Source organism: Lacticaseibacillus zeae DSM 20178 = KCTC 3804 (assembly GCF_000260435.1).
GTDB classification, from domain to species: Bacteria; Bacillota; Bacilli; order Lactobacillales; family Lactobacillaceae; genus Lacticaseibacillus; species Lacticaseibacillus zeae.
This window is the reverse complement of sequence record NZ_BACQ01000038.1, coordinates 1-12579: the sequence shown is the minus strand read 5'-3', so window position 1 is coordinate 12579 and position 12579 is coordinate 1. Positions and strand designations below refer to the sequence as shown.

The following is a 12579-nucleotide window of genomic DNA, read 5'->3' as shown; positions in this document are numbered from 1 at the left end:
AGCTGCTGCAGCCAAAGGGCTCCCGAGTGGGAGTCAACCAATCGTGCACTCAGATCGTGGTGCCCACTATCGCTGGCCGGGGTGGATTGAACTGATGTCGCGATACGAGTTGACGCCTTCAATGTCGAAAAAAGGCAGCGCTCCTGACAATGCACAGGCGGAGAGCTTCTTCGGTCACTTGAAGATGGAGTTCTTCTATAACCGAGATTGGCGAGGAACATCCAAGGAAGAATTCATTAGCGGACTAGACAGCCATGTCGAGTGGTATAACACCAAGAGACGAAAAAATTCTTTTGGAGGGAAAAGCTCGGAAGAATACCGTCATAGCAAAGCTGCGTGATGATTTGATCCTCAAAAAACGTCCGCACGTCCAACCGTACAATTTTTGTCCGGGCCATTGACATTCTTGCCATAACATGAATATATAAGTTAATACCTAGGGCTAGGGGTGAAATCTCACGGTCATAATAGGGGCTGCGAACATATAATGCCTTCAGAACGGTCATCACGCAGTGTCCGCGGCACAGGTGCACCTGAACAACAAATGGCCTTTCGGCCACTACGAATCAACATCTGGTCAACACCACTGCTCGTTTTAAAATACCATTCTCCTGGAGAAAAAATGGTCTTTATGAAGTTGCTTAAGCTGATCATTAGCCATAGCACCTACTATTGACGTATGAACCCATTTGCAAATGGAAGGCCTGTTTTGAGTTGAACAACTCGCACAAACTCCACTCTGATGGGAAGGGGTTGACTAAAGGATCCTTTTTGCAATGTCAAAATATGCATAAATCCACACGGTCGATGCGCCTTCGTCCTCAGTATGAGTAAGACATAAGTTAAAGGCGCCATCTACATTCTTTTGCTCAATCAAGTTACGAATATCCTTAATTACTTTTTGCAATGCTTTTTCATAGGCTCCACCCATTGTGAGAATAGCTAGTCCGCTTTCCGTGACATAATCGTTTTCTATAAATTGGAAACCCAAGGGAATGTCCCCGGAAGACAATGGCTTTATCTTATTTTTAGGATATTTGAGCTGACTAAGCGTTATCAGTGCAATTGCTGTTTCGTTATTTTCTAGGTTTAGTGTCTCAATAAGCGCTTTGTTCTGGTTCTCCAGTGCATGGTTATTCGTACTTTCTTGCGGTTCACTGATTGGTATTGGTTCAGGTTTGGCTAGCATAACTCTTTCTTTATTCAAAAAACGATTTGTTTCATTTGTGAAAGTGGTTTCCAGAAAGCTTTTGTCCTCTTTCGAGTCAAAGTATAGTTTTAAATTTGCTTTTGGTTGAAAGGACAAAAACTGTTTGCCACTAAACAAACCTTCCGTCTTAAATTTAAGGGATTCTATGACGATGAGCCGCACATAACTGAGACTATCCTCTATTATTTGCTCTCCTAAAATTACTTTCCATATATGATGTGCCGTTAAAAGAAAAATAGTATTAACTTGGTCAGACACCGTTTGAAAAAAGGCCACTGTAGCTACTTCATTAAATGAAAAATCATCTGGTATGGAGTTAACGTTTTGTTTAACCATATGATGATAGTCATCCATTTCCCGTGAAAACTTGTTCAGATTATTTATACGATCCACAATGTTTTGAAGATGAGATAGTCGTCCATTAGCCTTGATATCAGGTGATAGCGTTAATCGTATAGACATTTATAAACATCCTTTCTTATCAATCCGTAATACTGAAATTAGTGATTAATTTGGTTCTGGTGCAAATTTTTTCATTTGCTTCGCGTATACTAAACTAGTGAATAGATTAAAATTGGCGGGGAAGGACTATTTTTATGTTGGAACTGTCATTTGAAAAAGAAGTTGTTAAAACCTTAACGACCGGAAGTAATCAATGGGTGGAACGAAAAGACCTGTATGGTGCGACGCCGGATCAATTATGGGCTAATTTTCGTGATAAATTAATTAACAATAATTATGCTAAATTGCAGGGACACCCTTTAACTGATACCGAATTTAATCAGGTTAAACGGGCGATTGAGGTCCGGACACCTTACGAAGCAGCTAAGTTACTAGCCGCCGAAAATGGCATTGGCAAAGTGGAAGTTGAACGTGATGATGCTAAGCTGGGCACGGTGACGCTCGAGTTGTTTTGGAAAGCGGACGTTGCTGGCGGTAAATCTAGTTATGAAGTAGTCCGGCAAGCAGTGCGACCACGGTTAGCTGGTACTCAAGATGTCGATCCTGATCGCCGTTTTGATGTAACCCTATTGATTAATGGATTACCCTTAATTCAATTGGAACTAAAAAAAGCCACGGTCGAACTTAACCAGGCTTTTAATCAAATTGAAAAATACGCGCAGGAAGGTAAATATACGGGGATTTATTCGCTGCTGCAAATGTTTGTGATTATGACGCCGGATAGTACGGCGTATTTTGCGAATGCCGAACCGGATCATTTCAATAAAGCCTTTTTGTTCAATTGGCGAACGCGGGATAATCACCCCGTGGAAAACGGCTTAGCGTTTACGCGCCAAGTCCTTAATATTCCCATGGCCCACAAAATGGTCAGTGAATATACGGTCATCGACCAAGAACGTCAGAGCTTAATTCTCTTACGGCCTTATCAGATTTATGCGATTGAAGCCGTGATGCACCGGATTCATGACCATCAAGATGGCTTTGTTTGGCATACCACGGGTTCTGGTAAAACACTCACCTCATATAAAACCGCTAAATTAGCTGCACAAGATCCCGGTGTCGATAAGGTCATCTTCTTAGTTGACCGGCGGGATTTAGACGAACAGACAACCAGCAACTTTAGTGCCTATGCTGCCAATGACGATATTGCCATTAACGAAGCCCAAAATACCGGTGATTTAATGCGTAAGTTGCAACAAAATGACGGTAAGGTCTTGGTTACCTCGATTCAAAAACTTCATCGGGCGGTCAAAAAAACGCAAGCTCAGTTGGCAACCGGTAAGCAATCACGCTTTAGTAAGACTTTAAAGCAACGGGTGATCTTCTTTGTTGACGAAGCCCACCGGTCGCAGTTTGGTAAGATGCAAAAGGAAATTCGAGCAGCGTTTGTCAATAGTAATTGGTATGGTTACACCGGCACCCCCATCTTTAATGAAAATAAGAAACAGCTCAAGGGTGATCTAGCGGTCACGACTGAGGAGCTATTTGATAAAGTCTGTCATGTTTATAACTTGCGAGACGCCTTAGAGGACCAAGCCGTGTTACCGTTTAATGTGGAACACGTGACAACGATTGGTAAAGATACGTTAATAACCCGGGCCCTTGAAAAAGAAACCAATCGTGTTAAAGCTCGTCGTGATAAGCAGGGCCGCATGCTGAGTACAGCTGATGAAGCAAAAATTCAAGCCAAGATTCAAGCGATGTCAGTGAAGGACTTGGAAGAAACGTATTTAACTCCGGCTGACTTTGAGACCGATGAACATATTAATCAAGTTGTTCAATATATTTTAGAAAAAGGCCCACGTAAAACCAGCTTGGGTCATGGCAACTATAATGCTATTTTGACCACCAGTTCCATTGAAATGGCGCAACGCTATTATCAAGCCTTTAAAGCCGCGAAAAAGACTACTCATAATCAGCTGGATCCTAATTGGCCCCGAATTGCGATTACTTATTCATTAAGTGAAAACGAAGATCAGAGTGCGCACAAACATGATCAAATGGCCACCATTTTAAAAGATTATAATCAGCAGTATCACACTAATTTTGATTTAGCCGATTTGAATCTCTATAACGAAGATGTCGCAAAACGGGCCGCCCGGCGTGAGGCGGTCTTTGCTCATTTGAAACCTGATCAAGAAATAAATTTAGTGATTGTGGTGCGGCGGTTATTAACGGGTTTTGATGCCCCTCGGCTAAATACGCTCTTTGTTGACCGTACCTTAGCTTATCAAGAACTCATTCAAGCCTACTCACGCACCAACCGGCTCCAAAACCGGGAATTAAAACAAGAAGGCCAAATTGTGACCTTTCGGGTGCCAGCAATCATGGAAGCTAATGAACGTGAAGCTTATAAGTTATATAGTGGCGAAGGCTCCTTTAATGTCATCATTCGTCCCACTTATCAGCAGGCCGTCTTAAAATTTCAAAAGGCTGTGGTGGACTTAAAAGCCATTGCCCCAACGCGGACGGCGGCCGATGACCTGAAAGGAACTACTGCCAAGGTACAGTTTGTGAAAGCCTTTCGCCAAGTGAATCAACAATTGAATTCCTTATCGATGTACAACGATTTCACTTGGGAAAACAGTGAAAAGGCCTTTGGTATCGCTCAGCCCGAAGTAGAATCCTATACGGGTAAATATCCGCGGATTAAAGCGGCGGTTACTAACCAAGAGCCTGAGAAAGTCCCCGAAGAATTAGCTGCCTTAGACTTTTCCCTAGCCGTTGGTTCAGTCGTCTTGGTGGATTATGATTATTTGACGCAATTAATTCAAGATTGGATTGATGAACAGCAACAGTACACGACACCTGATCAAGCCCAAGCCCATATGACCGATTACCTGCAAAATAGTGTCAAAGTACAATCTAGTTTGAATAAATTAGCGGAAACGCAACCGCAACAGGCTCAATTAATTCGCGAAGCCATGCCCTATATTGAGCAAAAAATGCAACAGTCTCAGCAACAGAGTGACCAAAATCAAGCGCCAGTATCGTTGAACGCTCGGGAGTTGGTGGCTGATTACGCCCAGAGACAATTGGTCAAAAAAACGTCGGTATTCGCCCACACGTGGGGCTTAGATCAAACAGCCCTATTGCGGGTGGCACGTGAACACACCGTAGGTACTGATGAATGGCATCATGAACAAGAATTAACGCAGTCAGCGAATTTAGCAGCGGCCTTACAAGCTCAAACTGCCACTGGACCGAAGATTCCAGCTATTTTACCACTATACCGGATTAAGTCCCAGGCCGATTGGCGACAGTTTATTGAACACGATTTAGCAATTTATCTACAAAAATAAGTGAGGTTAAACAATGTCAGAAAAAACAACTCAAGCTAGTCAACTTGAAAGCGCCCTATGGAATGCGGCCGATGTCTTACGCGGGAAAATGGACGCTTCTGAATATAAAAATTATTTATTGGGGTTAATTTTTTATCGGTTTCTATCTGAGAAAACCTTAACGACCTTTAGTGATTGGGCAGGCGAAACCGAAAATGTCACCCGGAAATATGCTCAGTATATGGATCCTCAGTTTGAATTGGAAGGCGTCTCGGTGCAGCCCAGTTTAGTGGAGTATTTGCAAAACACGCTCGGCTATTTAATTCAACCACAAGCGTTGTTCACCACCCTGATTGGCAAGATTCAAGCCCATACTTTTGCGTTAGACGATTTATCTCAAGCACTTCATGATCTGGAACAGTCGACACAAAATCTATCTTCAGCGCAAGACTTTTCGGGCTTGTTTGCCGATGTGGATTTAAGTAGTAATAAATTAGGCAGTTCCTTACAACAACGGAACCAAACTATTAGTGATACTATGTTAGCTTTAAAAGCGATTGATCTTATCCATCATCAAGGCGACGTCCTAGGTGACGCCTATGAATACTTAATCGCGCAATTTGCCAGTGATTCCGGTAAAAAAGCGGGTGAATTTTATACTCCACGGCAGGTGTCCGACATTATTGCCCAGATTGTGACTTATCAGCGCAATGCAGGTGACAAACAAGTTCGAACTATTTATGATCCAGCGGTTGGTTCCGGTTCACTGCTATTAAATGTCGGACAGCACGTGCAAGGCCCCAATTTAGTGAGTTATCACGGCCAAGAATTGAACACCACGACCTATAACCTGGCCCGTATGAACCTAATGTTACATGGAGTCTCGTATGACGATATGCACTTACGCAATGGTGACACGTTAAGTAAAGATTGGCCGGTTGACGAACCTTACTTATTTGATGCGGTCGTCATGAACCCGCCCTACTCGGCGCACTGGGATAACAGTGACAAACGCTTGTCTGATCCCCGCTTCCGCGACTATGGCGTCTTACCGCCTAAATCTAAAGCCGACTTTGCCTTTCTGCTACACGGCTTTTATCATCTGCAGGAGCATGGAACTATGGGCATCGTCTTACCCCATGGCGTGCTATTTCGGGGGGCTAAGGAAGGCAAAATTCGCCAAAAGCTTCTGCTGGATAACCGGATTGATGCCATTATTGGGCTACCCGCTAATATTTTTCATTCCACCAGTATTCCAACGTTGATCATGATTTTAAAGAAACATAAAACCACTGATGACGTCTTATTTATTGATGCGTCCCGGGAATTTGAAAAGGACAAGAATCAAAATAAGCTAACGGCAGCCAATATTCAAAAAATTGTGACCACTTATCAAAACCGACAAGATGTCGATAAATATGCCCATGTGGCCTCACCGGCGGAAATCAAGGAAAATGATTATAATTTAAATATTCCGCGCTACGTCGATACGTTTGAACCGGAACCCGAGATTGATCTGAACCAAGTCAAAGCTGATCTAAAGCAACTGGATGAGGAAATCAGTCAGAATGAACAAACCTTTAATGAATTAGCTAGCCAGTTAGTGACCACCCAGGTTAATGATCAGTCAAAACCGGAGGCCCACAATGAACGCTAAACAAGCTAAATATCCGCAATTAAGATTTAAAGGTTTCACTGATCCTTGGGTACAGCGTAACCTTGGTGATTTGGCAGAAATCGTGCGAGGAGCGTCCCCTCGACCAATTCAAGATCCAAAATGGTTTGACGATTCATCTGAAATTGGATGGCTTCGCATTTCCGATGTGACAGAGCAAAATGGTCGAATTCATCATCTGGATCAGCACATTTCTGAGGCAGGGCAAGCTAAAACACGTGTTTTGACAGAGCCTCATTTGTTACTAAGTATTGCCGCAACGGTAGGTAAGCCACTGGTGAATTACGTTAAAACCGGTGTTCACGACGGGTTCTTGATATTTATGAATCCTAAGTTTGATTTGGAATTCATGTTTCAATGGTTAGAGTCATATCGTGATAAGTGGTCCCGTTATGGGCAGCCCGGTAGTCAAGTTAATTTGAACAGCGACTTGGTTAAGAATCAATCAATTTCCATTCCTTCGATGGATGAGCAACAAAAGTTGGGTGAATTCTTCACATCGATTGACAACCTTATCACTGCTAACCAGCGTAAGTTAGATTTGCTCAAGGAACAGAAAAAAGGCTACTTGCAAAAAATGTTCCCTAAAAATGGTAGCAAGTTCCCGCAATTAAGATTTGCAGATTTTGCTGACGCTTGGGAACAGCGTAAGGTTTCGGAACTAGCAGACCGCTATGATAATCTTCGAGTTCCAATTACAGCATCCGAACGTGTAGCTGGGGAAACACCTTATTACGGTGCAAATGGTATTCAGGACTATGTTGAAGGTTTTACTCATAATGGTGAATTTGTTTTGGTCGCAGAAGACGGTGCGAATGATTTACAAAACTACCCTGTTCAATATGTTGATGGTAAGGTTTGGGTCAACAATCATGCCCACGTTCTTCAAGCTAAAGAAGAAAGAGTGGACAACAAATTTTTGAAGAACGCTTTGAAACATACCAACATAGAACCATATTTAGTCGGCGGTGGACGTGCTAAATTAAACGCCGATGTCATGATGAAGATTAATTTTAAAGTTCCAACATTACCTGAACAAGTTCAAATTGGTAAGTTTTTCGATAATCTTGACCACCTCATCACTCTTCATCAGCGTAAGCTTGAAAAACTCCAGGAACTAAAAAAAGGGTATCTACAAAAGATGTTTTGCTGAGCTTAATTTGATCAAATTTAGGATCCTATGAAACCCCATGACTTAATTTTTATTGTGCTTGGTCAACACTTAGTTCACTTGTATAATGGATTACGCAGGAAGTTTTAAGGGCGGTGGCTGTCTTTTCCCTTGCGAGGTGAGGCCCATGGGAACATGGAACAATCTTCAGGAAGGTTTCACAGTCAATGAGCGTCTTCCAGACACTCTCGTTGATGTTGCTGTTTGGCACGTTTTTAATCGCGCTACTCAGCTATATCGACAAGCACCACAAATAAAAAAGCCGCCCTGCGTAACTTTGGTAGGTTACAGGGTAGCTTAATGCTGTCTTATTAGCTTCGCCACCGCCTTTGAAGCGGCTTGCATGGGAAGTCCTGTCTTCAGCAGGGCTTCCTTTTTCTATTACATTATAGCATGCCCTTTAAAAACTGGCTAACGTTTTAAACTTTGATCAAGTTTGGATTCGGGTTATTTGATTTCCGGATTCTGTTCAGCAAATGCTTGCAGTTGTTTTTGAGTTCGCTCACTGATTTCTTGGTGCACATCGTTTAACTGGTTTTTAAATTGTGCTTTCTGTTGTGGACTAGTTGCTTGTTGAATTTGTTGTTGCAAGCCTTGATAGGACTTATTAAGATCCTGAGCTGATAGCTTTTTTAAATCATGCTCAAGATCTTTTTGTGCTTCTTGTAAGCCTAATTGTTTGGTTAACCCGTCACTAAGCTCAATCACTTTGTTGCTAACTTGCTGGATTTCACTTAAAGCACTATGGATCACGGCTTTATCTTTGGCCCAGGTAGCTACATAACCGAGGGAGTAATTACCCGTATCAACCCCAATATTTTGCATGGCGACATATGCAACCGCTTCGGCTTGGGTTTCCTGATAGGCTCGCGGGCGATCTTTAAAGGCTGATTTTAACCCATGTAACTGACTATGCGCATATTCGTGATATAACGTCTTTAGTTTCAAAGCATTGTCGGGCTCATCGCCACCAATGACGATTTCATTAGTGCTGGGTTGAAAATACCCCTTAGCCCCATTTAGCGTTGCTAAAGGCACTTCACTGACTTGAAGATCGGTTTGTTGGTTTAAATAATCTTTGAACGCGTTATACAAGCTCGTTACATTCTGATGATCAGCCAAGTTTTCTTTGACAAAGTCTTTAGCGCTTAATACTGGTTCACCACTAGTTTGTGACACGTCAAAAACAGGTAGATAGCGATAACCGACAATGGCCCGCTCATAGGTGGTATCAAGGCGCTTTTGCTCAGCGGATGTTAATTTCTTAATAATCGGGGCCGCAATCCGAATGGACTTAGCGCCTCGTTTGAAGGTGCGGTTAAAAGCCGTCTGCCATTGCTTAAAGCCCGCGACTTGAGTGGCTTGCGGATTTTGCGCATAAATCAAATCAATGTTTCTGGCGCTATAATGATGAAATTTAGCCAGGGTATTAAGATACTGTTTAAATCGGTCACTATCGGTTAATTTTAGGATTTGTTGTTCGGCTTGGGCGACTAATTGTGCTTTCCAGGCTTTAACGTCGGATTTACTCGGCATTGTCTACCCCTCCTCATCTTCAAAAATATCATTCAATATAGGGGCTACGTTGGTTTGAATCGGGGTCGTGCCATAAAGGGCAAGGTAGCCATCGGCTAATTTTTGCCAAGCCACTTGATAATAAGCCCCATTTCCAGTAATTTCTTTTAAATATTTGTAGGTTCCTTTAGTCTGCAAAACCGGTAATTCACTCCCAATGACTGTTAATTCGTTATCCATATTTATGATCTCCTTTGCGTTGCTAATCTCACCCGTTGTTTAGGTTTACTTTTAGGGTTGTAAAAGTGAACCTAAATGACGGGTTCACCAACCGGAACGTAGTGCAGGGCGGTAGGCAGGTTCTAATCAAAATCAAAACTTAATTTATGGCCGTCAAGCTTTAACTTGGCGTCAAACGACTTTCCTTTTTTGCTCTTGAACCCCTTTAGTTTGCTGGTTTCCCCCTTAGTGATTAAGGCTTTGATCGCAGTTTTACCGAGGGTTTTACTGCTCCATTTCTTGGGCAGGGTAAAGTCTTCACCTTGCTTGGGCTTCACAATGTAAAACTTCTGTTTATTTAAAACGGTCGCTTGCGGTGTTTCTAAGAAAACTTCGGCGGCTTTTTGCGCTTGCTGTTGGTGATTGATTTGTTGCTTAATGGCTGCACTGCCAGTCAATTGCGCGGGGACCTCAGCAATCAACTTTGCCACGAACTTCTTAATTTGGCTCAAAAAGTTATCTGCGGTGCGTTCTTCGGTACTGATTTGTTGTAATGCTTGCTCCCATTTTGCTATCATCTCTGGGCTAGTTAACAATGGTTCGAGTTCGACCGCTTTACATAAAGTAATTCCCGCTTCACTGACGTGGAGCTTGTTCTTTTCAGTAACCAAATAGCCGCGTTTTTTTAACACTTCCAGCACATTGGCCCGGGTCGCACTTGTCCCAATGCCTTGCACATCTTTGAGAATCGCCTGGGCTTCTTCATCATCAAGCGTTTTGCCGGCGGTCTTCATTGCCGTAATCAGGGTACCTTCGGTAAATGGCACGGGTGGGGTCGTTTCTTTTTGCGGCGTTTGCAGATTTGCTTGAACTTGGTCGCCTTGGTGAACGAGCGGTAGGGTGGTTGCCTCTTGCTCGTCGGCTTTGTGATCATCAAATAAAGCTTGCCAACCTTGCTTAGTTGGCACCTTACCGGTTGTTTTAAAATTGGCGTCGCCAACCTGGGTGATAATGGTGGTTTCTTCGTACTCGTACGGATCAGCAAACATCGCTAACGTCGTTCTTAAAACCAAATCATAGACCTGTTGCTGTAATTTAGGTAAGGACGCTAATTGATCCTTCGTCGGTACAACTTTAGTCATGATAATGGCGTAATGTTCTTCAACCTTTTTCCCATTGACGTAACGTTTATTTGGGGTGGTATTGGTTAAAGCGACTGGCTTAGATACCAAACCCAGATACTTCGTCAGATTAGCCACTAAATAATCAAATTCTTCATCAGTGATATAAGCACAATCAGTTCGGGGATAACTCAACAACTTGGCTTCATATAAACTTTGAATAGCCGCTAAGGTTTGGCTGGCACTGGCATGATACCGTTTATTCATCGCACTTTGCAGACTGGATAGCGAGAATAGTTGGGGACTGGCACTCTTTTTAGCCTGCTTTTGCACGTCCTTGATTAAACCGCCCTGTGAGCCTTTCTAAACGTGTTTAGCTTGCATGAATGTCATTAGCCCTGTTTCATCTTTAAACCGCTGATAGGGGTCTAATTTTGCGACAAATTTTTGCTGATTGGCTAAAATTTCCGCATTTAGTTCAAAATAGGGTTCCGGCTTAAAGTTTTTGATTGCCTGGTCTCTTTGATAAACCATATACAGAGTAGGTGTCTGCACTCGGCCGATCGAGTACACCCCGCGCACCCCATTTTGTCTCAACAATAAAGTATATAAGGGACTGCCATTCATACCGATCAACCAATCGCTAATTTGACGAGTTTGAGCTTCTTTATAAGCCAAATAGTCTTTGTGCCAATCACCAAGATTTTTAAAGCCGTTAATAATCGCGTCTTTTTCTAGGCTATTCAACCAAAGGCGCTTAATCGTTTTCGACTTAACATCAATATGCGCTTGGTTCATGATCGACCACGCGATATTTGACCCTTCTCGACCACTATCGGTGGCCACAATAATGGTATCGGCTTTCGTTAACAGGTCTTTGACGACCTTGAATTGATCTTTTTTACTAGCTGACACTTCAAACTTGTATTTGTCGGGGAAAATCGGTAAATTAGATAAGGCCCATTGCTGATATTTCTGATCATATTTATCCGGTGTGGCTAGTTCAACTAAGTGTCCGAGACCATACGTGACAAGCGTATTCTCGGGCAAAACAGGGTCACTAACCGTATAGTAACCCTGTTTTTTTGTGCTCTTTTGAAAGGCTTGGACGTATGAACGGACTTGACTGGGTTTTTCAGCTAAGATAACAGTGGTCATGTTCGTTCACTCCTTATGATTCAATTTTTGATCTAATTCTGTTTTGCCTTGTTTAGCCGCTTTCAACCAAGTTTCACGGCGTAATTCTTGTTGTTGCTCTATCGATTGTTGCTTCAAATAATGTTGATACCGGTTGATGGCTTTGAGATCTGCATAGGCTGACCAACGGAATAATAAGCCACCCAGCAGTAAAACTAAGGCCATTAGCGCAGTTCCTAAAAAATCGGTATGGTTCGCCGTGAAAAGCTCTTGGTATAAATCCATTAACATGAGGTAAATTCCCATTATATAGAAGACCATGCTAACTAAGTTATCAAAATAGTAAGACAACTTAGTCCGCCGTGAAGGTGTTGCAAAAGGGTCGGTTCGCATATCTTTTTTGGCTTTTTCAAGTAACCAGTGCCAGATTTTTTTCATGACGCTAACCTCCCTTAACGGTTACGAAAATAATTTTGAAACATTCTCATGGCGCCCATACCAGCACTTTTAGTCACACCGGTTGAAGCCCAGAAGTCTTTAACGGCGTCAGGTGTTTTAACAACCAGAGAGCCGAATCCGATTGAAGCAATAAAGGCAATAAATCCGTATTTAGCCATATTAGTGAAGCACCATACTGATAATGACATACAAAGCACCTGGCTAATAATGGAAGCATTGTAATAAATGTACTTCTTCCACCACGTGGCACTATAATCAAAGCTTTCAGTCGCCATGCTCATTGCAGCTAAAGGAATCGTCAGGTTGTACCAAGCCATATCAGCCACAAA

At 42.6% G+C, this 12579-nt stretch carries 10 protein-coding genes and 1 pseudogene; 5 read left to right on the top strand and 6 right to left on the bottom strand.

Annotation, left to right across the window (positions count from 1 at the left end; genetic code table 11):
- Positions 1–340 (top strand): IS3 family transposase (locus tag GSO_RS15795; protein WP_010491025.1); only part of this gene is annotated, 340 nt, incomplete at its 5' end.
- Between the two features lie 417 nt (positions 341–757).
- On the opposite strand, the gene GSO_RS08440 is transcribed toward GSO_RS15795, so the two are convergent.
- On the bottom strand, positions 758–1672 hold the full coding sequence (locus tag GSO_RS08440) for a hypothetical protein (RefSeq protein WP_010491024.1): 915 nt from the start codon (positions 1670–1672) through the stop codon (positions 758–760).
- A gap of 134 nt (positions 1673–1806) precedes the next feature.
- Between GSO_RS08440 and GSO_RS08435 the strand changes: the two genes are divergently transcribed.
- From GSO_RS08435 to GSO_RS18550, 4 genes are all read left to right on the top strand, one after another.
- Complete coding sequence (locus tag GSO_RS08435) at positions 1807–4974, top strand: type I restriction endonuclease subunit R (protein ID WP_010491021.1); 3168 nt, start codon at positions 1807–1809, stop codon at positions 4972–4974.
- A gap of 13 nt (positions 4975–4987) precedes the next feature.
- The gene (locus GSO_RS08430) at positions 4988–6610 is read left to right on the top strand and encodes a type I restriction-modification system subunit M (RefSeq protein WP_010491020.1); all 1623 of its coding nucleotides are present in this window, start codon (positions 4988–4990) and stop codon (positions 6608–6610) included.
- A complete protein-coding gene (locus GSO_RS08425) occupies positions 6600–7781 on the top strand; it encodes a restriction endonuclease subunit S (RefSeq protein ID WP_010491017.1) in 1182 nt (393 codons plus the stop codon). Before GSO_RS08430 ends, GSO_RS08425 begins: the two co-directional genes overlap by 11 nt.
- Positions 7782–7966: 185 nt before the next feature.
- Positions 7967–8056, top strand: a complete 90-nt coding sequence (locus tag GSO_RS18550; RefSeq protein ID WP_021353390.1) for a putative holin-like toxin — start codon at positions 7967–7969, stop codon at positions 8054–8056.
- Positions 8057–8246: 190 nt separating this feature from the next.
- Here GSO_RS18550 and GSO_RS15790 read toward each other — a convergent pair whose 3' ends face one another.
- The 5 genes and pseudogenes from GSO_RS15790 to GSO_RS08400 form a co-directional block, all read right to left on the bottom strand.
- Positions 8247–9335 (bottom strand): hypothetical protein, encoded by a 1089-nt coding sequence (locus GSO_RS15790; protein ID WP_010491015.1) that lies wholly within the window; start codon positions 9333–9335, stop codon positions 8247–8249.
- Positions 9336–9338: 3 nt separating this feature from the next.
- Entirely contained in the window at positions 9339–9554 is a 216-nt protein-coding gene (locus GSO_RS08415) for a hypothetical protein (RefSeq protein WP_010491013.1), read from the bottom strand.
- A 122-nt stretch (positions 9555–9676) separates the two neighbouring features.
- Positions 9677–11812: pseudogene (locus GSO_RS18375) on the bottom strand (type IA DNA topoisomerase).
- Between the two features lie 6 nt (positions 11813–11818).
- The gene (locus GSO_RS08405) at positions 11819–12229 is read right to left on the bottom strand and encodes a hypothetical protein (protein WP_010491011.1); all 411 of its coding nucleotides are present in this window, start codon (positions 12227–12229) and stop codon (positions 11819–11821) included.
- Positions 12230–12243: 14 nt separating this feature from the next.
- On the bottom strand, positions 12244–12579 hold a 336-nt coding region (locus GSO_RS08400), incomplete at its 5' end, for a conjugal transfer protein TrbL family protein (protein ID WP_010491009.1).

What these genes read in the sequence shown, in the direction of transcription:
- GSO_RS15790 (WP_010491015.1), bottom strand. Translation starts at nt 9,335, where the DNA reads ATGCCGAGTAAATCCGACGTTAAAGCCTGGAAAGCACAATTAGTCGCC.
- GSO_RS08440 (WP_010491024.1), bottom strand. Translation starts at nt 1,672, where the DNA reads ATGTCTATACGATTAACGCTATCACCTGATATCAAGGCTAATGGACGA.
- GSO_RS08425 (WP_010491017.1), top strand. Translation starts at nt 6,600, where the DNA reads ATGAACGCTAAACAAGCTAAATATCCGCAATTAAGATTTAAAGGTTTC.
- GSO_RS18550 (WP_021353390.1), top strand. Translation starts at nt 7,967, where the DNA reads ATGAGCGTCTTCCAGACACTCTCGTTGATGTTGCTGTTTGGCACGTTT.
- GSO_RS08430 (WP_010491020.1), top strand. Translation starts at nt 4,988, where the DNA reads ATGTCAGAAAAAACAACTCAAGCTAGTCAACTTGAAAGCGCCCTATGG.
- GSO_RS08435 (WP_010491021.1), top strand. Translation starts at nt 1,807, where the DNA reads ATGTTGGAACTGTCATTTGAAAAAGAAGTTGTTAAAACCTTAACGACC.
- GSO_RS08415 (WP_010491013.1), bottom strand. Translation starts at nt 9,554, where the DNA reads ATGGATAACGAATTAACAGTCATTGGGAGTGAATTACCGGTTTTGCAG.
- GSO_RS08405 (WP_010491011.1), bottom strand. Translation starts at nt 12,229, where the DNA reads ATGAAAAAAATCTGGCACTGGTTACTTGAAAAAGCCAAAAAAGATATG.